The sequence below is a fragment of the Gluconobacter cerinus genome (assembly GCF_025961355.1).
GTDB classification, from domain to species: domain Bacteria; phylum Pseudomonadota; class Alphaproteobacteria; order Acetobacterales; family Acetobacteraceae; genus Gluconobacter; species Gluconobacter cerinus.
Genome location: NZ_JAOQNM010000002.1, coordinates 19,207 through 39,876, shown reverse-complemented (window position 1 = coordinate 39,876; position 20,670 = coordinate 19,207). Strand labels below are relative to the sequence as shown.

Here is a 20,670-nt window from a genome sequence, read left to right as displayed (position 1 = left end):
GGTTATCTCTCCTGTGTTTTATGGAGAGGTCAAGCGGATAAGATTTTTTTGTCCTTTCTGGCCTTTGGGGCGGCCGTACTGGCGCGGAAGCGGTAGCTGTCATTGCCTGTTTCGAGGATATGACAGTGATGGGTGAGGCGATCGAGAAGGGCGGTTGTCATCTTGGCATCGCCGAAGACCTCGCCCCATTCACCGAAGCTCAAATTGGTGGTGATGATAACACTGGTACGTTCGTAGAGACGGCTGAGCAGGTGGAACAGAAGTGCACCACCTGATGCGCTGAATGGCAGATATCCCAGCTCATCAAGGATCAGCAGGTCGAGACGCAGGAGGTGTTCGGCAATCTGTCCGGCCCGATTGGCAGACTTTTCCTGCTCCAGGGCGTTGACGAGATCGACGGTAGACCAGAACCTGATTTTTCTACGGTGATATTCGATTGCCTGTACGGCCAGGGCAATAGCGACGTGCGTTTTACCCGTCCCGGGTCCACCGATGAGCACGACGTTTTCAGCGCGATCCACGAAGTCTCCTGCATGGAGCTGACGAACTGTGGCTTCATTGATCTCGGCAGCCGAGAAGTCGAAGCCTGCCAGATCCTTGTAGGCCGGAAACTTCGCCGCCCTGGTCTGATAGGCAATGGAGCGCACCTCGCGCTCGGCCAGTTCGGCCTTGAGGAGCTGCGCGAGGACAGGAACGGCCGCCTCGAATGCTGGTGCTCCCTGCTGGCCCAGCTCTTCTGTGGCTTGCGCCATGCCGTACAGGCGCAAGCCCCTCAGCATAACGACGAGAGCACCGATAGCAGGATCATGACGCATGGCGGGTCGCTCCACGCAGAGTATCATACCGCCCTGTGTCGGCCCGGGGCTCGCGTTCGAGCTTCAGCGCCTGTGGCGCATCGATCCTTGGACCATCCGTTTTCTTGGCGTCGGTCAGACGGTGCAGTGTGTTGAGGATATGGGTCTTTGTCGCCACGCCATCCCCGATTGCGAGTTCGACAGCACAAAGCACGGCCTGCTCGTCATGATGTAGAACCAGAGCAAGGATCTCGACCATTTCCCGGTCACCACCGGGACGGCGAAGCAGATGGGTTTGGAGAATGCGAAACGCTTCGGGCAGGTCAGTGAAAGGTGCGCCATTGCGCAAGGCACCCGGTTTGCGCTGGAGTACAGCCAGGTAATGCCGCCAGTCATAGACCGTTCGTCCAGGCAGCCCATGGAAGCGCGTCACGATCCGGGAGTGCTCGCAAAGCACTTTGCCTTCGGCTGCAACGACCAGCCGCTCGGGATAGACGCGCAGACTGACAGGCCGATTGGCAAAGGACGCCGGCACGCTGTAACGATTGCTCTCGAACTGAATGAGGCAGGTCGGCGATACACGCTTGGTGTGCTCGACAAACCCGTCAAATGCCCGTCCCGGCACCATCAGGTGAGGCATCTCCGCCGCATGCGCCGCGGCGACATTGCCAGGCAGTTCGACATGACGCAGGCTGATCCACTGCTCCAGGCAACGCGTCTCAAGCCAGGCATTCAAAGCTGTCAGGTCTGGAAAATTCGGCATTTCCTGCCAGATCTGCCGCCGTGCGTCCTGAACGGTCTTCTCGATCTGTCCTTTCTCCCAGCCCGCGGCCGGATTACAGAATTCCGCCTCGAAGAGATAATGGCTGACCAGGGCAGAAAAACGCAGATTGACCTGACGGGCTTTGCCCTGCCCGATACGATCCACCGCTGTTTTCATGTTGTCGAAAATACCTCTGCGGGGAACGCCTCCCAGAACGCGGAAAGCCTCTGTCAGGGCATCGAACAGCATTTCATGCGTCTGGAGTGGATAGGCCCGCAAAATGAAGGCACGGCTATAGCAAAGCTTGGTGTGGGCAACCTGCAGTTTGATCCGCCGTCCCCCAATAACCGCCCAGTCCTCACCCCAGTCGAACTGGAAGGCTTCGCCTGGCTGAAAGCTCAGGGGCACGAACACGCCACGCCCCGTCGTCTGTTTCACCTTCTGCTGCTCGGCTTTCCAATCTCTTATGAAGGCGGCAACCCGGCCATACGACCCCGTATAGCCAAGCGCTACAAGATCCGCATGAAAGCGGCGCCCTGTGCGTTTATGTTTGCGCGACTTCGAAGCCTCAAGCATCAGCCAGTTCGTCAGCTTTTGTGCAAACGGGTCCAGCTTGCTCATCCGGACAGCGCACGCAAAAACCGGCTCAAGCGTTTCGGATCGAAGATATTTGCGGATCGTATTCCGCGACAGGTGCGTCCGGCGTTCAATCTCACGGATCGGCAGACGATCCCGATAGTGCCAACGGCGGATTACACTCAACAAGTCCATGCTGATCACTCCTTCGCCTCCCGCGCTCATGCGTCGGGAGCAGTGTCAGGCATGGGTCAATTCTTAATGAAAATTTCCCCTCTCCCAGGGTCAGTTCTCAGTGAAAATCAACAGTCTACAACATGCGCCGCTTCCTCTTCCTCGAAAGATTGAACGCGAGCGCATAGTCATCCAGCGGGAGAGCAGTCCCCGATCTGCTCAAAACGCAGATCAAAAGCTCCCCCAAAAACCGTCAATCAAATCGCCAAAAGCCTGAAATCACGAGCCAGGCGCATCAACCAACGGTTCTTCGATCCCTCCACCTCGTGCTGATCACCAAGCTCGCTCAGCCGGGGAAGCCGCTCTTCAATATCAAAGAAACCCGACTAATTCATCTTTCAGCATCCCCAATCAACGCCGAAGAAATGGAATCACACAGAGTCGCTTAGAGCCAAGGGGCTTTTCGAACCCTACAGATGGTCGGGGAGAACGATACCACCTTCGAAAACGGCATCGGCACGTCCTTCCTCCGTCACGGATACGGCATTTCTGACGACTATTTGGACGTCAGCATTCAGGAAAGTTAACAGCGAGGCCACCGAGGGAAGTTTCTTTGTAGCGGTGATTCATATCCCGGCCGGTTTCCGCCATGGTACGGATGACCTGATCGAGAGAAACGCGATGTATACCATCGCCATGAAGAGCCAATGAAGCTGCGTTGATGGCTTTGACTGCGCCGAATGCATTACGCTCGATACAGGGGATCTGAACAAGGCCGGCTACCGGGTCACAGGTCATGCCCAAATGGTGTTCCATTCCTATTTCTGCAGCATTCTCGATCTGTACGGGAGATCCCCCCAGACCAGCGGCCAGTCCCGCAGCGGCCATTGACGAGGCAACGCCGACTTCTCCCTGACATCCTACTTCTGCACCTGAAATGGAGGCGTTCAGTTTGAATAGACCTCCAATGGCTGAGGCAGTCAGAAGGAAGTCATGCATGCTTTTTCGCATAATTTCTGGGGAGCCCCGGAGACAGAAGTCGCGATAATAACGCAGGACCGATGGAATGACGCCCGCAGCTCCGTTCGTAGGAGCTGTGACAACACGGCTGCCTGCCGCGTTTTCTTCATTAACAGCAATGGAGAAGAGGCTGATCCAGTCCATGACACCATGGGCTGAATGGGAATTCGAGGTTTCCCGTGCGAGAAGCTGTTGGTGCAACGCAGCAGCGCGACGTCGAACTTTTAATCGTCCTGGAAGTGTCCCGGTCTGTACAAGTCCACGTTCGATGCAGGCCATCATGACGTCTATGATCTGGTCGAGATAGGCTTCTGTTTCTTCCAAGGGGCGAAGGGCCATTTCATTGGCCATGACTACTTCGGCAATAGTCAGGCCATGTGTGCTAGTCTGCTCAAGAAGTTCCCTACCGCTGGTGAAGGGGTAGGGAACGTGCGGTTGGGCGTAGCCTGCGGTCTCTGTGGCGGTTTCAGGAACAATAAATCCACCCCCTACCGAGCAGAAGCGGGCAGCGGCCGTTACCTGACCCTCTGCATCGAGAGCTTCAAACTGGAGGGTATTGGGATGGACGGGCGGAATGGTTTCCCGATCCAGAACCAGATCCGTTTCAGGATCGAATGCGATAGAAAACCCTTGAACTTGGAGCTGTTTTCTGACGGTAATGGCCATAACGATTTCGTCAGCGTCATCAGGGTCAACGGTCGAAGGGCTTTCGCCACAGAGCCCCAGAATCACAGCCTTGTCCGTGGCATGCCCCTGAGCCGTCCAGGCCAGTGATCCATAAAGGGTAACTCTGAACCGGGCGATGGAGTTCAGGGATTCAAGAGAATCCGTGAACCTCAGGGCTGCCCGCATCGGTCCGACCGTGTGCGATGAGGACGGGCCGATACCAACTTTGAAAAGATCGAAAAGGCTGATCATTAGGGTCTCGATACAGGTGTTCAGGCGTCTGGATATGCGGCGTTATAGATCGGAAAACGCTTGCACAAGGCCTGGCCCTTTGCATGGACGCGATTGGTTCGTGCTTAGTCTGGTGTTTTGATAATGAATCTTTCTGGCTCTGAAGTCCATATTTTGCAGACGTATTTGTAAGGTGTGAGGCCACTCAGCGTCTTGAGCCTTCGCCGAACGTGTCAGATGAGGAATGCTGGCCTACAGGGCATAAAGGCAGTCATCCAGCGGCAGTAAAGTATGTCGGCGAAAAGCGACTGCCATGGCTTCTTCGGTTTCTATCAGGCTCGTTGAGCGAGGCTCTTTAGGGCCAGTTTTTTGATCTTCGACAGTCTGGCGCTTGCGCCATTTTACAACTGTTTTCGGGTTGATCCCGAACTCCTCGCTCAGCGCTGCGATCGCTGTATTGCTGCTCGCACAGCGTGCGCGGTCGTGGCGCTCCCATGACGTCTCTATCCCATAAGGCGTCCTTCCACGCACGCGAAAATACCACATCATCAAAACACGGGACTAAATACCTAGCGGATAGATTGTTCAGCATCCGCCTCATTACGAGACCGAACCACATCTTGCTGCGCACATCAGTCGGTCCGGACTCGAACTATAGCTTGACCTCATATTGGGAAAATCACACAAGAACATGTATGTATTATATTTGATTCGGACACGTTGATGAGCCATTTAAACCCCGCGGCATCTTATGTGCGTCAGAATATATCTCGAGCAATCGAGATGCTACGTCAGTTCGTGGCGGTTAATACGAGTTTTCCTGGATCACCTAATTATGTTGAATTTTCGGAAGTCGTTAATTCCTATTTAATGCCTCTTCATTTCAAAACGCAGAAATTTTCTTTGCCGGAATCGCTGTGGAGATCGCGTGATATTGAGGTTCCGACTGAGCGAATCAATTTAGTCTCTCGTCAGTACTCGCCTTTAAAAGACGTCGGTCTATATTTTCATGTCGATACCGTGCCGCCTGCGCAAGGTTGGAAAACGGATCCATTTTCGCTTTATGAGCAGCAAGGGCGCCTAGTCGGTTTAGGGGCGGCTGACACGAAAGGGCCGATGGCTGCAGCATTGCTCGCAATTGAGGCGATGCAGGCGTCTAATCTAAAGCTGAAATATAATCCTGTCCTTCTGTTTTGTACGGATGAAGAGGGAGGGCTGTATCCCGGAGTTCGTTATCTGGCGGAGCAGGGGCAGGTACCAGAACTAACTATTAATTTTAACGGAACGCCTGAAGCGCGCATCTGGGCCGGATGCTTTGGGCTGGTTAACTTTCGCATTCGGCTTACTGGGCGCACTACACACGCAGGAGCAGCTAAAGCCGCATTCAATGCTGTTGAGGCTGGTGTTTGCGTACAACGAGCCCTGATGGCACTTGCGGAAGAAGTCCGACAAAAATCCTCTGAGATGCCGAGCGCTCCTTATGCTGGTGATGAGCCGTTGCGGCCCAGCTTGGCGATCATGTCCGTGAGCGGTGGGACTGGCAGCGGCGGACAGATTCCTTCTTTGTTGGATATTGTCGTTTCTCGTCGCTACGCCCCTGAAGAATGCTTTGAGAGCGTCGTAAAAGAGATTGAAGACGTTATTCGTCATAGTGTCCCATCCGGCCTGACGTATGAGGTCGAAATGATTGGTCATTTGTGTCCTACAAGTGATCCATATGGTCCCAACTGGCCCCGCTGGCAGGCTGCCATTGCGCGTGGGTTTGGGTATCGCTCAGAAGAATTTTGTCGATGGGGTTCAAGTAGTTGCTCCGACTTCGGATGGGTTCAGCGGGCAACGGGACGATCCGAAGTATTGCTGGGTGGTCTAATCCGACCGGAAAGCCGCGTGCATTCTCCGGGTGAATTTACGACGGTCGACGACATCATTGCTCTCTCCATCGCCATCATCTCTTTTCTGTCTGACGAATGACGGATCAAGGTCCGCAAGTGGCTAGGAAAATATGACCCAAACTGTTTCTCACGCTATCTGCCAGAAGGCGTTAGATGCGCTTGACGTGGATCGCAGCATTGCGTTTTTACAGAAGCTGGTGCGCTGCAAAAGCTATAGTGCCACGGACGGTGAGCGCGCGCTTGTTCAGTCGTTGGCTGACGATATGTCCCGCCTTGGTTTGGAGGCGTCTCTGACGCCAGTACCCGGTGGACGATATAATGCGATTGGTCGACTGCCGGGGACTGGCGGAGGGCGAAGCCTCCTATTCAATGGGCATGTTGATACAAACCCTGTGACCGAAGGATGGACCGTCGATCCTTGGGGCGGTTTGGTCGACGACACGTTTATTTATGGCATTGGCGTGTCGAATATGAAGGCTGGAGACGCAGCCTATTTCTGTGCTCTTGAAACCCTCATGGCAGCCGGAATTCGCCTAAAGGGCGATGTTCTGCTGTCATATGTCGTAGGGGAGCTTCAAGGCGGGGTGGGGACTAAGGCCTTGATTGATCAAGGCGTGCGTGCGGATTGCTTTATCAATAGTGAGCCTACCGATCTTGAAATCCTGACTCTTCATGCAGCAGCTTTCGTTTTTGAAATTAGGATTCAGGGCGATACGAGGCATTTGTCCAAGCGTGAAGAAGGAACTGACGCGCTGGCCATCGCAGCGCTGATGGTTTCTGATTTGAACAGCATGACGTTTTCCGGGCAACTGTCCGAGCGTCATGGGTCGGTCAACCGTGTCCATGTTGGAACGATGAAGGCCGGTCTTGGATCCACGTTCGAAGATTGGCGTCCAGCTCAGGTCGCGGACGTGGCGGAATTGCGTGGTTCGGGGCGCTATGCCGTGGGGCAGAGCGAAGAAGGCGCTCGCGCAGATATGGAGCGATTGCTTGACGTCTATCGCGAGCGGTATCCCACAGCCAAGATTACCTTTCGGATACAGGGCTCAGACGGGCATCCGGTTATGCCGCCTTTTGCCGAGCGTGAGACGGCTCCAGTCGTTGAGGCTGTTGCGTCCGCATATGCATACGTACGAGGCCATGAGGCAGGAAATGGCCAGGCGCATCCTTCCCGGTTTTACGGGACAGATGCGGGGCATTTGCAGCATTACGGGCAAATGGAGGGAGTGGTTTGTGGCCCTGGCGGACGTTTTAACACAATGCCCGATGAGCGCGTAGAACTCTTTGATTATCTTGATATGATTCGAATTTATATGCTCGCAATCATGGAGATTTGCGGGGTTTCTGACGAAAAATAGATCATTCATCGTAATAATATATTTGTGTCGTATATAAAACATATATAAATTATACTCGTTGCGAGTGCGAGGCGGTTAGTAGGGTGAGTGCTCCGCGCCGATATCTGGCTGTTCAGAGGCTTGATATCGAGACGTCATGCGATCTCGTGTGGATTGGGTAGGGGATAGGGAAATGACGAGAACAAAAGTCAAAATGAGACTTGCGTCTAAAATTGGAAGTCGCCGGGTTTCTGGTCTCTCGGCAATCTGGATTCTCCTGTGTACGGCATCTATTTTTCCTTATGGAAGCGCGGTCGCGCGGGACAATGCTGTCAAACCTGCTCTCAAGGCTTCCACGCGCGTAGTTGCAAGTCCCAAGACCGGTATTGACGCGAATGCTCAGGAAAATTTGGTCATTAGTGCGAGCCGTCGCATTTTCAAATTTGCGAAAGCTCAGCGTCAGGCTGATTCTGCAACCCGTTTGACGGCGCAAGATATTCTGCGAAAGGGAATCGTTTCGGTGAGGCAGCTTCAAACGCTGGCTCCGAACGTTACGATCCAAAGCATGATGGGAACCGCGAGCACCAATTTTTGGATCCGTGGCATCGGCTTTAATGATTACACGCAGAACAATATGTCCTCTGTTTTGACATACGTTGATGACGTGGCGTTTCCGTACAGTACAATGTCAAACGGGATGCTGTTTGATTTGCAGGACGTTGAGATCGATCCCGGACCGATTGGAACGAAGCATGGTCTGAATGATACTGGTGGCGCAGTGAATATCCGCACTGCAAATCCGACGGATGAGTGGCACGCTGGTATTTCCGAGGATATCGCCAGCTACGCGCGTAATCGCGTTCAGGGTTATGTCTCTGGGCCTATCACTGATAAGCTTGCGTTCCGCGTGGCGGTGCAAAACCTTGAAGGTGGTGGGTATCAGTGGAGCCCGGCAAACCATACGCACTTGGGCGACGCGGACGAGACAGCTCTGCGCGCCAAGCTGCGCTGGCGGCCGGATGCAAAGACCGAGATCATGCTTTCGAGTCATTGGGTTCAGGATGATTCGCAGGTGGTGACCGGGCGACCGATCCTGAATTTCCTCTCTTCACAAACAATCCCGTCTCTTGGCTTTCAGCAGGCTGATTGGGATTTGCGTCCGGGCTTTGCGCATTTGATCGGGCGTTCAGCCAGTATGAAGCCCTCCGAGCATAATACGTTCTGGGGAGCGGAAATTAATGCTTCACGTGATCTGAATTTCGCTGTTTTGCGCAGTATCAGTGCTTTTGAGAGCGAGCGCGAGGGCGAGTACACCGATCAGGACGGAACGTCACGGGCGACTGGTGATCAGTATCGGAATGTGGTTGCGAATGCATTTTCGCAAGAACTGCAGCTTGCTTCGCATGAACGGAATCGTCTGCAGTGGCAGGTTGGCATGACCTATACCCGATCACGCATGTCTCAGCAGTTCTTTAACGATTTTACGGATTACGTTCCGCTACGCGGATATTATTCTGAGACATCGTTCAATCAAAATCAGCAGGCATTCAACCAGTACGCTCACGTGTCCTATCGCCTGCCGCATCAAATCACGATTTTCGGTGGATTGAGCCATGAAGCCGATGATCGGCAACTTCTGAATATGAGAACTGTGCATTTTGGTGTGAACGACCTTGGATTTGCCAATAGCGGTGCCGCGGCAAACCAATTTAGCGGAACGCTTGGTATTCAGTGGCAAGCCCTTGAGCAACTGCAGCTCTATTATAAGATGAGCAAAGGGTTCAAGCCTGGCGGGTTCTCGGCAAATAATACGATCCTGCAGCAGCAGTTGCAGCCGTTCAAACCTGAATCCCTTCTGGCATATGAGGTTGGCTTTAAGTCAGACCCAATTCGCAATGTGCTTCGCTTGAATGGCGCTGCGTTCTATTATGATTACCATGGGCAGCAGATGATTAGTAATTATCTGGTTCCAAATTATGGCCCTGTCGGAATGTATGTAAACATTCCGAAGTCTGATATTTGGGGGATCGAGTTTAACGCGGAATTACATCCTCTTAAGCATTTGTATATCCGCCAAAACTTTGGTTATGAGCGCGGTCAGTACCAAATCTTCCAGGCTTTGAATGCATCGGCAACGAATGCTTATTTTACGGCTCACCAGGCTTGGGTTGGTATTTACAACAACTACGCGGGGACAGATTCTGGCATTCCAAAGCTGACCCTCAATGGTTCAGCCGACTACGAAACACAATTTGTTCGTAATTATACGATTGATGGTGGTTTAGACTGGTCTTATCGTGGTTCTCAAGCGATGGCGATTGGAGGTGTCGGGGCATATCGTTTGCCGGATTATTTCCTGATGGGCGCTCACCTTACGGTTCGTCCGACCCATGGATGGTGGTCTGCCACGGTGTACGCGTCTAACTTGCTGAACAGGCAGTATTATCTGGCGTCAGGTTCCAACACGACGACTTATTTCCGTATTTCCGGAGAGCCTCGTTACATTGGCGGTCGTTTGACAGCGCATCTCTGAGTTTAGAAACGAGGATTGATCATGCAGTATTCTTCTGCTGACGACGCCGGTTTGCGCCGGAAGCGGGAGATCTCGCATATTCTTTCGCTCAGTCTTGGGAACGGGTTAGAATACTATAACTTCGCTCTTTACGCATTTTTTGCGCCGTTTATTGGCGAGACCTTTTTTGATCTGGGGTCGAATAGGCATACCTTATTGCCAGCTCTCATTGTGTTCGGTTCAGGTTTCCTGTTCCGCCCATTGGGAGCTTTCCTGATGGGGCGCATGGCTCTCAAGCGAGGTGAAGCGTCGACTTTGGCGCTTACTTTCCTGTTGATGGGCGCCGCGTCAGTAGGTTTTGTTCTATTGCCTGGGGCACATCAAATTGGGATTCTGGCGCCCATCTTGGTCTTTGTACTGCGTGCGGTTCAGGGGTTCGCTGAAGGCGGAGAGATCGGCCCTGCGACGCAGATGTTATATGCTGCATCATCGGGTCCTAGTCAGGTTTTCAATACAACCCTTCAATACATCACTCAGTATGTTGCTATTCTTATAGCCGCATTTCTTGGAACGCTCGTGTCTGCGGAGCTTCCGGAACACGCCATGGCGAACTGGGGATGGCGCATCCCATTTTTGCTTGGCGGGGTGGTCGTCATCTTTGGTCTGAGACTGAGATTTCGGGATGTGAAGGGCTCTTCTGCACCGCAAGCACAGGCCCCTCAAAGTGCTCACTGCCAGCAATCTGCTTCCATTGGAGGAGGTTTTCTTACTTTGACAGCTGCGCTTATTCTCTGCGTCGTTTCGGCATCAGCATTTACGACTTATGTTCGAAGTTTTGGTGTCAGCTATGCGATGGGGCAACTACACGCCACTGCTCTGACGTCATTGCTATCAATGACAATCGGTGTGGGCGCTGGATTACTAGCGATGATAACGGGGATTATATTATATCATCGCGTATCCAGACGTTTTGTTCTGATCGCAACAATTGTATCAACTGAGATTTTGATTCTGCCGGTTTATTTGCTTTGCATAAAGCATCCTTCGTTTTTGACATTGGTTGTTTTGAATACGGTCACGTATTGGCTTTCCGGAATCACGTCTGCAATTTCTATTATGACGGTTTTGCGCGCTATTCCGGTAGGTCGCCGATCTTTCGTATTTGGCATGTTGTATACAATTGCAGTCTCCATTTTTGGCGGACTTGCGCAACCTGTCATGCAATGGGCGATCAATCGCACCGGATGGCAGTTGCTTCCGGCTTTCGCGACGATGGTCGCCTGCCCCGCAGGGCTTCTGTCCTTGCTCGTGCTTCTTGGACGCTCGCAGGAGCCGGACGTGTCTCAGCTTGGGGCGTCTAAGTTAGACCAGTCTTGTGGTGCAGGGTGATAATCTCATGACGATGCGTATTCACTCTGCTGGCGCGACAGCATTGCTATGCGATGTTGCCCAAGGCGCTTTTGACGAGCGCGCGCAGAGGCGCATTTGGGCAACAGCGCGGGCAATCCAGCAGCATCCCGATGTTGTCTCGGCCATTCCCGGCGTCAACAACCTTTTGGTTGGTTTTAATGGTCTGTCGACAGATCCCGAAACAATGCGTGCTGCCATTACCCAAGCATGGGAGGCCGCTTCAGACAGCGATTTGCCCGCGAATGAAATTCATATTCAGGTCGAATATGGAGGTGCGCTGGCCGAAGACCTTGCGGACGTTGCATCTCATGCGGGGTTATCGGTGCAGCAAACCATCGATCTTCATTCGTCGGGAGCGTATCGCGTTGCAGCTGTCGGGGCGATGCCCGGCTTCGTTTATCTCACGGGGCTGGATAAGCGATTGTGGCTGCCGCGACGGCGCACGCCGCGTATTCATGTTCCCCGAGGAGCAGTGATTATCGGTGGGGGGCAAGCTGGCGTCATGCCCTGCGACGCACCTTCAGGCTGGCACATTATAGGTATGACAGAGACTATGCTTTTCGATATCCACCGTGACGAAGTCTGTCTCTTGAAGATGGGTGATATCGTTCGGTTCGATGCGATTTCATGATCGAGATCCTTTCGACTTCCGCACTGAACACAATTCAGGACTTCGGCCGCCCGCATGCTTTGCATATGGGGATATCTCGTGGCGGGGCTATGGACAGGCTGGCGCTTGCCCATGCGAATATTTTGTTGGGGAATGCTAGAGACGCCGCGGCGATTGAAATCGCATTTTTTCCTTTCAGGGTTCGTTTCCTCGAAAGGACTGCGTTTTCTCTCACGGGGGCCGTATGTCTTGCCCAGTTGGATGCCAGCCCCATTCCCCCAAACTGGACGATCACGGCAGAAGCAGGACAGGTTTTGGTTGTTCCTGCACCTACGCGGGGCGTGCGCGTTTATTTAGGCTTGCGGGGCGGCATTGATGTCCCTGTTGTGCTCGGAGCCCGGGGGACAGACGTCAAAGGTGGTTTTGGCGGTATCGACGGGCATGCCCCCGAAAAGGGAGACGTACTCTCGACAGGGGACACGTCCGCTCCCCTTCCAAGGAAAAGTGGGTTTGGTCTCGCAATATGTGCAGCCTTACCTTCAAACGAAGAGACTGTTGTGCGGGTTCTCGATGCGGCTGAGTATGAATGTTTCACACCGGAAGCGAAGATCAGGTTTGCCGCTTCGGCGTGGCAGCTTACGCCCCGTGCCAACCGCACAGGCTTCCGCATCGAAGCGTCTGATATCCTCTCGTTATCACGTCCTTTGGCGCTCATGTCGCATGGAATCGTGCCGGGAACGGTGCAGGTTCCTCCAGACGGCGTTCCGATTATTCAAATGGCCGATGCTAATACATGTGGCGGCTACCCGAAGATCGCTACAGTGATTGAACCTGATCTCCGGCTGCTGGCCCAGACCAGCATTGGCGGGAAAGTAAGGTTTGTTCAAATCGATGAGAGTGAAGCTATTGCCGCCTTGCGGGACGAGGAGCGTGCGCTCGTGTCTCTGAGCGCAGAGGTTGAGAAAACCCGTAGCGGGCTATTGGACTGAAAGGAAGCGGATATGGCGCTCCGTACTGTAGACCTGAATGCCGATATGGGGGAGGGATTTGGCGCGTATCGCATTGGCGACGATGCAGCCCTGCTTGATATCGTAACGTCGGCGAATGTCGCGTGTGGATTTCATGGTGGCGATCCTGAAATCATGCATGAGACCATGCGTATGGCTTATACTCGTAAAGTTACGATTGGAGCTCATCCTGGATTCCCGGATCTCTGGGGTTTCGGTCGCCGCGTTATTCCCTTCACTTGCGGTGAAATAGAGCGACTGGTTGCTTATCAAACCGGTGCTGCACAGGCCATTGCGGCGTATGCGGGGTGTCACGTGAGTTATGTAAAAATTCATGGAGCTCTCGCCAATCTGGCTGAACATGACGAGGGGGTTGCGTCTGCTATCATTGCGGCGACCAAAGCAGTGGATGCGTCCCTATCGATGGTCGCGATTGCATATAGCGCCTTGGAACGCTTGGCGCGGGAGCAGGGACTAACGGTGCATTCCGAAATTTTTGCGGATCGTGCCTACGCAGAAGACGGTCATCTTCTCTCACGAAAAGAGGCTGAGGCAGTGTTGCATGATCCTGCGCTGATCGCGGCACGCGTCGTACGCATGGTGGAGGCGCGCGCTATCGAAACTGTTAAGGGGAATATGTTGGAAACACACATCGATACGATTTGTGTTCACGGTGATTCGGCGCATGCCTTGGATATTGCAAGGACGGTGCGACGCTCGCTTGAGGGGGCCGGGATCATGCTGCAGTCACCCCACGAAAGCAGTCATCATGTCGTTTGATATGAAGCGCCTCGAGCGCTTGATGGTCACTATGAAAAGCCTGGGCATTCAGGAACTCGCATATGAGGGCAACGGCGAAGCGCTTCGTCTTGTGTCGGCTCCGCAAAACAACGAGACAGATGCTGTTTTTAAGGCGGCGGATAGCGTCAATCCGGATGAAGATAAGTCTGAAGCACCAGTTTCGCATAAAATTTTAGCGTCCATGCATGGCGTTTTTTATCGCTCCGAAGCGCCTAAAGAGCCTCCGCTCGTCGAGGTTGGAAATGTGGTCAAAGCTGGCGATGCGCTTTGCCTCGTGGAAGCAATGAAAATGCTATCGAAGATTGAAGCTGAATACTCCTGCCGTGTGACACGCGTTCTAAAAGAGGACGGAGATGTGATTGAGCCTAACATGGCACTGTTTGAGGTGGAGTTAGTCGATGCGTGACATCCGCCGGGTTATGATCGCGAACAGGGGTGAAATTGCGCTTCGTATTGTACGGGCGTGTCGCCTCTTAGGGCTGGAGACTGTTGGGATTTATTCTGACGTTGATGCTGATTTGCCTCATCTGCGCCTGATGGATCAGTCCGTATGTATTGGCCCTGCTCCTGCTGCGCGGTCGTATCTGGACGTTGAGCGTGTTTTAAGGGCTGCTCGGTTAACCAGGGTTGATGCCATTCATCCCGGCTATGGGTTTCTCTCTGAGAATGCCGATTTCGCGGAAGCGGTTGAGCAGGCGGGACTGACCCTTATAGGACCCTCGTCGCATGTTACGCGTTTGATGGGTGACAAAATCAGTGCGCGTCATGAAGCACAGCGGCATGGCATTCCTTGCCTGCCAGGATCTGACGGCGCTCTACCCGATAATCCGGAAGAGATTCTCAAGGTATGTGAGCAGGTGGGGTATCCCCTCATCGTCAAGGCATCTGGCGGAGGCGGAGGGCGCGGTATGCGTGTTGTTCGTCAGGCCGGTGAACTTCTCTCTGCGATTGAGACGGCACGTGAAGAGGCCGGACGGGCATTCGGTAATTCTGTTGTCTATGCGGAGCGCTTTCTCGAAGCGCCCAGGCATATCGAAATTCAGATTATTGGAGATTATTTCGGGAATGTCGTTTGGCTCGGCGCTAGAGACTGTTCCGTTCAACGTCGACACCAGAAGTTAATTGAAGAAGCGCCGCCCGTTCAGATTAACCAACAACAACTGAACGAATTGGGGGAAGCTTGCGCTAAAGCTTGCCAAGCCATGGGGTATGTTGGGGCAGGAACATTCGAATTTTTATATGAGAAGGGTACGTTCGCGTTCATAGAAATGAATACGCGCCTGCAGGTCGAGCATCCTGTTACAGAAATCACGACAGGTATAGATCTGGTTCAGGAGCAAATATGCGTAGCGATGGGCCGCCCACTCTCGTTCCGTCAGCAAGATATTCAAACGCGCGGTCATGCGATCGAGTGTCGAATTAATGCTGAGAATTCAGAAAATTTCCTACCGGCGCCAGGAACTGTAACGGCATGGAATCCTCCGGGCGGCCCTGGAGTGAGAGTTGATACACATTTACAGGTCGGAGGGCGTGTTACAGCGCATTATGACTCTTTGGTCGCTAAATTGATTGTGCATGGTCAGTCCCGTGAAGACGCGTTGCGACGTATGGAGGCCGCGCTCGGTGAGGCACGCATCGAAGGAATTGAAACGCTTATTCCATTTCACCAACGTGTTTTAGCTTCAGCCGGATTCCGGGCAGGCGCAGTTAGCGTCCATTATCTCGAAGCACTGATCGAGAAGGATAAAGTGTCGTGACAATGCTAGACCGGATTGAAAGCTTCGTTACGTTAATGCGAAGCGCAGACTTGGCATCACTCTCCTTGCGGGAAGGCAATGAAACACTTGAACTGCAGCTATATCCCAAGATCGCGGCTGCAGACCAGATCTGTACAAATTTTTTTGGTGATTCAGCGGCGTTTTCTGCGTCGGTGAAAAGTCCAGAAGTAGGTATATTTCGCCTAGTAGATATCCCCTCAGAACGCTGGGTTAAAATTGGTGATATCGTGGGCTATATTGATATTGATCCACTCAGGGTGTCTGTTATTGCACCCGAAACCGGACGACTGAGCACTCCCTTACATGAAGATGGTGCCGTCGTCGGATATGGTGACCTGCTCTTCATGATTGAAGAGGTTAAACCTGCGTAGGGCTCTTACAGAGATGCAGCTGACCGGGAAGCCTGTTCATACAATCCCGTTAAAACACGGAGTGCTTTCGCTAGCTCACTGATCGGAACATTCGCCACTTTTCGGTCAGAGGGGATGAGTTCCAGCAAGCAAAATCGCCGGAGGCGTGCGTATTCTATACACAGCGCTCTACCCTTTTCGGTAGCCGCGAGGAAAACCTCTTTCCCCTGCTTTCTACGTGTAATCAAATCAAGGTCGTCAAGTTTCTTCATGGCGTAATTGAGATAATGTCGCTCGGACAAATTGAGTGTCAGCAGCAGGTCCGAGATGCTTTTTTCTCGTTCTCGATGATGAATGGCATGTAGAATTAGACTGTCGAGAGGCGAGAGTTCTGGCATCCCGGCTGCCGCCATCCCTCTTGCCACCCAGCGTTGGAAAGCGTGATTGGCAACTGTAAGGGCGAATTCGAACTCACTCAGATCTTCACTTCCTGGCGTTGCCAAGTGCGAAGATGATACAATGTAGGATCGGGTTTCATCGTCAGTAAGGGGGAGGGCGTGTTCTCCTGCCTGCTTCCGGCTGTATGTTTTTTTCGGAAGATGTTTCGGCATTGCCATTTCCTTTGCCTGTGACGTGCTCTCCTCTTTGTATTCGCTTAAAAGGAAAGTTCCCGTTTTATGGCTTTGGCTTGAGAGAATGACAATAGTCTGGTGTACATCTCATAAATTGTTTGGAAACACCAACAGCGGTGATCGGATAAAGCCTTGTCACATTTCTTTAAACATTTACCGCTCTGTGCAATAACCAGTAGGGATCGAAAAAACCCTGGGCTCTGATCTGTTCTGTGTGATTCCATTTCCCGTGCGTTGATTGGGGATGATGGAATTTGAAGCGGCCGGGTTTCTTCGATGTTGAAGAGCGGCTTGCTCGCTTGAGCGGGCTTTCTGATCAGTTCAAAGCTTTTTTCCGGACTGTGGATTTTGAAGTCTTTCGCCCTGATCTGAACCAGGCTCTGGCCTATTCAGACGGAAGCAAAGGCGGTCGTCCGCCATCTGATCCGGTGCTGATGTTCAAGATCCTGATGATCCAGACGCTGAACAATCTGTTTGATGAACGGACAGAGTATCTCATCAACGACCACTTGCCGTTCATGCGCTTTCTGGGACTGGGGCTGTCGGACCGCGTGCCGGATGCCAAAACGGTCTGGCTGTTCCGCAAGCGTCTGACGCAGGCGGGTGCCATTGAAGGGCTGTTTGATCCTTTTGACACTACCCTGCACAACGCCGGTTATTTCCCGATGTCCGGCCAGATCCTGGGTGCCACACTCGTGGCCGCACCAAAGCAGCGCAATACGAACGCTGAGAAAGCGGATCTTTGGGCAGGACATATCCACGGACAAGCCCGCAAAGCTGTCCCATAAAAATCGCCATGCGCACTGGACGCTGTGACGTGCCCCCTTTTTTGTGTCCACTCAAAAGGAGAGTTCCCGTTTTTTATGACTTGGGGTGGATAGGATGACGAGTGTCTCGGGGGTGAACGAGATATGTGGTCAAGAATGGCCTGGCGCACTGCTGGCAGACTGGATTGCGGTGGCGGCCCGAGGGCTCTTTTTTTTCCCTCCCGCCTGAGCGAACCTGCGGGACTGCAGGAAGGCGTAGGCTATCATCGACATCAAGGCATGGCGGCGAAGTCCGGTCCAGGATCGTCCCTCGAAGTGATCCAGGCCCAGTTCCTCTTTGAGTTGCTGATGGGCCTGTTCGCATATCCAGCGCGCTTTGATCGCGCCAGCCAGAGCTTTGATTGCCATGTCGGCCGGTAAGTTCGAGAGATAGTATTTGCGTTCGCCATTCGAGCGATGTTCGCCCATCAGCCAGGGTCCGTCGCCACCAGCCAGGTCATCCGCCTGTTTCCACAGGGTCGCTTCCAGCGGGGCCTGATCCCATAGCCCGGCCCCGATGAAATGATGCAGCCGGTCATAGGGGACCGCATCCGAGCGCGCGGCCATGGGCTGGATGCTTTTGCGATCTCCTGGCCTAATCAGACCTGCGATATAGGCCGGACAAATGCGACGCCGCGTCTTGTTGCCCAGACCTTCCAGATACGGGGCGAGCCAGCACTCAAGATCCGCTTGCCAATCTTCTTCCAATGCCAGCCTCCGTCAAAGCTGGCTCCCCATGAATTACGCCATCAGCACCATGGGAATCCTAAAAATCATACTTCTGTCAAAGTAGTGCTAGGTAGTATCGTACTTTAAGAGCGCACACGTCTATAGCGCCGCATTAGCGATTCAATTTGAAGGGTTTTTCGAACCCTCCAGGTTCACAGGAAAAAACCACATCTCAAGCCCATGCCACGGCATATCCAGAAGTTGAATGCTTGAAAGTCCGTTATCCGCTCGGGTGTCGAGCATATATTTGCCGACCAGAAGTCAGAGACGGGGCTGTTCGTCCGAACTGTCGGTATCAAACGGACCATTTGGCCAATATCGTCTACAATATGAGCCGCTTTCTCTTCCTGGAACAGATCAGCGCGAGTACGTGCCATCGCAGGTGGCGATACTCCCCGGTCTGTTCAAAACTTAGAACGAAAATCAGCTTCAGGAAGCTTCAATCAAATCGCCAAAAACCAAAAATCAGAACCAAGGTACATCAATTAACGGTTCTTCAATCCCTCATACACTCTCCTCGAGAGCAGGCCTGATTATGGCGTTACAATCGAAGCTTGTTTCTCCGCGAAGTCGTTTTCCTGAGGATGTGGTCTGCTTCTCTCATCGCGGCCTCAAGCTCGGTAAAGTCGGGCTTCCACATCGCTGCCTGTTGTTCGGAGAGCGTTGATACCAGATCTGACGGGCGCAGTTCGTCAGGCAGAGCAGGATCAGTGTCTTCTAGGGGATAAGACGCAAGCCTGCGCGGCGGCATCAGAGCCTCGCGTAAAGGCTCAAAGCCCCGCAAGGCAAACAGCCGCCGCGCGGAGCGATGCGTCACTTCCACCACAAATCCCCTGCTTTCGAACCGTTCCAGAAGGTCCAGGGCAGCGTTAACAGACATCTTGAGGAGGTCTGCCAGCGTCGTCGCGGACGTCAGAGGCCGAGCGGCCAGGATGTCGATGGCCGCAGGGGCTCGCGAGTGCCGACGCTGCGCGCCGGCTTCTCTGCGGGCCATGACCCACTGGCGTTCCATGCCACGCAGCATCTCGGTCATGGAGTGGGCTTCTGCCGTCACGGCTCTGAGGAAAACCGGAACCCATCGCACAGGATCATGAGGCGCTCCGGCACGAAGCGCCGCAGGACCTGTTAGGGGAAGGGCGCTGCGCATCACGCCCCGTTTGCGCCACAGAACGCCAAGTGCGGCCCGGAACGGAGCTCTTTGTCCTCCCTGATGCAGCCAGTCATGAAACGCGCTCGCCGCACCGAGGAGGGGTCCACACGGTCTGATGAAAGGCCGGAGATGAGAGAGAGCCCGTGCAATCTCATGCCGTTGTGTTGCAGAAGGATGGGTCTGCCACTGATAGAGCCGAAACGCTGTTTGTGCCGCTTCCACCAAAGCAAACCGGTCAGCGCCCTCAAGGTCCTGCGTGGGGAGGCGCAGGCCTTCCAGGACAGCCGCCAGGTGCCAAGGATCAATGGCCTGGCCATCGACCTGCGCCTGGGCCCGGACAGCGTCGAGACGGGCGCGATAGAGGAAGGCCTCCTTCAGGGGGTGGTTCTGGAGCCGCTGATCGAGACGACCGATGGTTATCGATGCCGCGGTCAGGTCGACCGCCACGTCAGAGACCTGAAGCGTCGTACGCGTCGGCAAGAGCATCACGGCATCGCCGGCGCAGGACCATGGAGCATCAGTGCCGTCACATCCCAGAGCTTGAAGGTGGCCTTCAGCGTGAGCCGAGACAGGTTTGAAGAGAGAGCGAAGAAAGACATCAAGTCATGTTAAATCGGCCTTAGCTTGGATTTGCAAATTTTTTCAAAAGTCGCCCCCTCTTCACCCCCTATGTCCGTTAATTCTTATTATCGGACATAGGGTAGAATGCATAAAATCTTCCCCAAAAGCTCTTCCGATGTGCTGGCCTGGAGCCATCGTCAGTAGACAATGACGCTTCTTGGCAAGTTGGTTCCATTGCCTCTGCCATGCCGTGTGTAAGGAATTACACCTCCGCACAGGCCTGCAATCCTTTATTGGTTTTGCGGCGGCTTTGGGGGGGGGGGATTGCAGTCGGTCCGCTTCAAGCGAACGACCTGTGGAAGCGGACATTCCGATTCGGTGTGAAAGGGGTACGGGGAGCGGTGAGAGGTTGTTCGAAAACGTACGCTAAGAGTTTGTTGGAGAGCCTTTCATATCGGCGCAGATCTCAGGAACATGTCCGAACTCTGTGTGCTCATCGCCCCAGGCTTTGAGAGCCATGATGACGGGCTCAAGGGTCCGCCCGCGTGGGGTGAGGCTGTATTCCACCTTTGGCGGGACTTCCGGGTAGACCGTCCGTAAGACAAACCCGTCGCGCTCCAGTTCGCGAAGCTGGGTCGTCAGCATTCTCTGGGTGATATTGGGCAGGCGCTTGCGGATGGCGTTGAAGCGTAAGGTCCCCTGAAGCAGATGATAGAGGATCACGCCTTTCCATTTCCCGTCGATGAGCTGAAGCGTTGCTTCAACAGCGCAGCCGGGGCTGCAATCGAGCGACTGATGGCGGATACGGGTCATAACGGTATCATTTCCGACACTATGGGCGTTAAAAGTGCGTTCTTGTCTGAAAACAGCA

General features: G+C 53.6%; 16 protein-coding genes and 5 pseudogenes. 12 read left to right on the top strand and 9 right to left on the bottom strand.

Translation table 11 applies throughout. From position 1 onward, the window contains the following. Positions 1-29 precede the first annotated feature (29 nt). The 4 genes and pseudogenes from istB to M2305_RS15395 all read right to left on the bottom strand — a co-directional run. Positions 30-815, bottom strand: coding sequence for an IS21-like element helper ATPase IstB (gene istB / locus M2305_RS15410; RefSeq protein ID WP_264649989.1), 786 nt, complete (start codon positions 813-815; stop codon positions 30-32). After that, a complete protein-coding gene (gene istA / locus M2305_RS15405) occupies positions 805-2,328 on the bottom strand; it encodes an IS21 family transposase (RefSeq protein ID WP_211497517.1) in 1,524 nt (507 codons plus the stop codon). The genes istB and istA overlap by 11 nt, the downstream gene beginning before the upstream one ends. A 546-nt stretch (positions 2,329-2,874) precedes the next feature. Continuing rightward, positions 2,875-4,245, bottom strand: a complete 1,371-nt coding sequence (locus M2305_RS15400) for an L-serine ammonia-lyase (protein WP_211499581.1) — start codon at positions 4,243-4,245, stop codon at positions 2,875-2,877. A 234-nt stretch (positions 4,246-4,479) separates the two neighbouring features. Beyond that, positions 4,480-4,694 (bottom strand): annotated as a pseudogene (locus tag M2305_RS15395) (IS481 family transposase); the annotation flags it as partial. Between the two features lie 253 nt (positions 4,695-4,947). Here M2305_RS15395 and M2305_RS15390 point away from each other — a divergent pair. The 10 genes from M2305_RS15390 to M2305_RS15345 all read left to right on the top strand — a co-directional run bounded on the left by M2305_RS15390 (position 4,948) and on the right by M2305_RS15345 (position 15,942). After that, positions 4,948-6,195 carry a M20 family metallopeptidase gene (locus M2305_RS15390; RefSeq protein ID WP_211497606.1) on the top strand — a complete coding sequence of 416 codons (1,248 nt, stop codon included), beginning with the start codon at positions 4,948-4,950 and terminating at the stop codon, positions 6,193-6,195. A 31-nt stretch (positions 6,196-6,226) separates the two neighbouring features. After that, entirely contained in the window at positions 6,227-7,474 is a 1,248-nt protein-coding gene (locus M2305_RS15385) for a M20 family metallopeptidase (protein ID WP_211497605.1), read from the top strand. A gap of 172 nt (positions 7,475-7,646) precedes the next feature. Further along, positions 7,647-9,986 (top strand): TonB-dependent receptor, encoded by a 2,340-nt coding sequence (locus M2305_RS15380; RefSeq protein ID WP_249206813.1) that lies wholly within the window; start codon positions 7,647-7,649, stop codon positions 9,984-9,986. A gap of 21 nt (positions 9,987-10,007) precedes the next feature. Continuing rightward, positions 10,008-11,354, top strand: coding sequence for an MFS transporter (locus M2305_RS15375; protein WP_211497604.1), 1,347 nt, complete (start codon positions 10,008-10,010; stop codon positions 11,352-11,354). Between the two features lie 7 nt (positions 11,355-11,361). Then, positions 11,362-12,006, top strand: a complete 645-nt coding sequence (gene pxpB / locus M2305_RS15370) for a 5-oxoprolinase subunit PxpB (RefSeq protein WP_211497603.1) — start codon at positions 11,362-11,364, stop codon at positions 12,004-12,006. Next, positions 12,003-12,974 carry a 5-oxoprolinase subunit C family protein gene (locus M2305_RS15365; protein WP_211497602.1) on the top strand — a complete coding sequence of 324 codons (972 nt, stop codon included), beginning with the start codon at positions 12,003-12,005 and terminating at the stop codon, positions 12,972-12,974. Before pxpB ends, M2305_RS15365 begins: the two co-directional genes overlap by 4 nt. A gap of 12 nt (positions 12,975-12,986) precedes the next feature. Then, positions 12,987-13,772: a LamB/YcsF family protein gene (locus M2305_RS15360; RefSeq protein WP_211497601.1), complete on the top strand. Its 786-nt coding sequence runs from the start codon at positions 12,987-12,989 to the stop codon at positions 13,770-13,772. Beyond that, complete coding sequence (locus tag M2305_RS15355; protein WP_211497600.1) at positions 13,762-14,199, top strand: acetyl-CoA carboxylase biotin carboxyl carrier protein; 438 nt, start codon at positions 13,762-13,764, stop codon at positions 14,197-14,199. The genes M2305_RS15360 and M2305_RS15355 overlap by 11 nt, the downstream gene beginning before the upstream one ends. After that, positions 14,192-15,550, top strand: a complete 1,359-nt coding sequence (locus M2305_RS15350; RefSeq protein ID WP_211497599.1) for an acetyl-CoA carboxylase biotin carboxylase subunit — start codon at positions 14,192-14,194, stop codon at positions 15,548-15,550. Before M2305_RS15355 ends, M2305_RS15350 begins: the two co-directional genes overlap by 8 nt. Then, on the top strand, positions 15,547-15,942 hold the full coding sequence (locus M2305_RS15345; protein ID WP_211497598.1) for a hypothetical protein: 396 nt from the start codon (positions 15,547-15,549) through the stop codon (positions 15,940-15,942). Before M2305_RS15350 ends, M2305_RS15345 begins: the two co-directional genes overlap by 4 nt. 5 nt (positions 15,943-15,947) lie before the next feature. Here the strand turns inward: M2305_RS15345 and M2305_RS15340 are convergent, their stop codons facing one another. Further along, complete coding sequence (locus M2305_RS15340; protein ID WP_211497597.1) at positions 15,948-16,532, bottom strand: winged helix DNA-binding protein; 585 nt, start codon at positions 16,530-16,532, stop codon at positions 15,948-15,950. 275 nt (positions 16,533-16,807) lie between these two features. Between M2305_RS15340 and M2305_RS15335 the strand changes: the two are divergent. Next, positions 16,808-17,366 (top strand): annotated as a pseudogene (locus M2305_RS15335) (transposase); the annotation flags it as partial. Between the two features lie 104 nt (positions 17,367-17,470). Here the strand turns inward: M2305_RS15335 and M2305_RS16410 are convergent. Continuing rightward, a pseudogene (locus M2305_RS16410) lies at positions 17,471-17,806 on the bottom strand (IS701 family transposase); the annotation flags it as partial. Between the two features lie 42 nt (positions 17,807-17,848). Next, positions 17,849-18,067: pseudogene (locus M2305_RS16405) on the bottom strand (transposase); the annotation flags it as partial. 168 nt (positions 18,068-18,235) lie between these two features. On the opposite strand from M2305_RS16405, the pseudogene M2305_RS15325 reads away from it, so the two are divergent. Then, a pseudogene (locus M2305_RS15325) lies at positions 18,236-18,456 on the top strand (IS5/IS1182 family transposase); the annotation flags it as partial. 173 nt (positions 18,457-18,629) lie between these two features. Here the strand turns inward: M2305_RS15325 and M2305_RS15320 are convergent. Together M2305_RS15320 and M2305_RS15315 are read right to left on the bottom strand one after the other, a co-directional pair. Then, positions 18,630-19,724 carry a hypothetical protein gene (locus M2305_RS15320; protein ID WP_211497595.1) on the bottom strand — a complete coding sequence of 365 codons (1,095 nt, stop codon included), beginning with the start codon at positions 19,722-19,724 and terminating at the stop codon, positions 18,630-18,632. 501 nt (positions 19,725-20,225) lie between these two features. After that, positions 20,226-20,612, bottom strand: a complete 387-nt coding sequence (locus tag M2305_RS15315; RefSeq protein ID WP_174694306.1) for a winged helix-turn-helix transcriptional regulator — start codon at positions 20,610-20,612, stop codon at positions 20,226-20,228. Between the last annotated feature and the right edge of the window lie 58 nt (positions 20,613-20,670).

Coding starts and splice junctions, on each gene's coding strand:
- istA (WP_211497517.1), bottom strand. CDS start 2,328: ATGGACTTGTTGAGTGTAATCCGCCGTTGGCACTATCGGGATCGTCTG.
- pxpB (WP_211497603.1), top strand. CDS start 11,362: ATGACGATGCGTATTCACTCTGCTGGCGCGACAGCATTGCTATGCGAT.
- M2305_RS15360 (WP_211497601.1), top strand. CDS start 12,987: ATGGCGCTCCGTACTGTAGACCTGAATGCCGATATGGGGGAGGGATTT.
- M2305_RS15400 (WP_211499581.1), bottom strand. CDS start 4,245: ATGATCAGCCTTTTCGATCTTTTCAAAGTTGGTATCGGCCCGTCCTCA.
- M2305_RS15315 (WP_174694306.1), bottom strand. CDS start 20,612: ATGACCCGTATCCGCCATCAGTCGCTCGATTGCAGCCCCGGCTGCGCT.
- M2305_RS15385 (WP_211497605.1), top strand. CDS start 6,227: ATGACCCAAACTGTTTCTCACGCTATCTGCCAGAAGGCGTTAGATGCG.
- M2305_RS15355 (WP_211497600.1), top strand. CDS start 13,762: ATGTCGTTTGATATGAAGCGCCTCGAGCGCTTGATGGTCACTATGAAA.
- M2305_RS15340 (WP_211497597.1), bottom strand. CDS start 16,532: ATGCCGAAACATCTTCCGAAAAAAACATACAGCCGGAAGCAGGCAGGA.
- M2305_RS15380 (WP_249206813.1), top strand. CDS start 7,647: ATGACGAGAACAAAAGTCAAAATGAGACTTGCGTCTAAAATTGGAAGT.
- M2305_RS15350 (WP_211497599.1), top strand. CDS start 14,192: ATGCGTGACATCCGCCGGGTTATGATCGCGAACAGGGGTGAAATTGCG.
- M2305_RS15365 (WP_211497602.1), top strand. CDS start 12,003: ATGATCGAGATCCTTTCGACTTCCGCACTGAACACAATTCAGGACTTC.
- istB (WP_264649989.1), bottom strand. CDS start 815: ATGCGTCATGATCCTGCTATCGGTGCTCTCGTCGTTATGCTGAGGGGC.
- M2305_RS15390 (WP_211497606.1), top strand. CDS start 4,948: ATGAGCCATTTAAACCCCGCGGCATCTTATGTGCGTCAGAATATATCT.
- M2305_RS15320 (WP_211497595.1), bottom strand. CDS start 19,724: ATGCTCTTGCCGACGCGTACGACGCTTCAGGTCTCTGACGTGGCGGTC.
- M2305_RS15375 (WP_211497604.1), top strand. CDS start 10,008: ATGCAGTATTCTTCTGCTGACGACGCCGGTTTGCGCCGGAAGCGGGAG.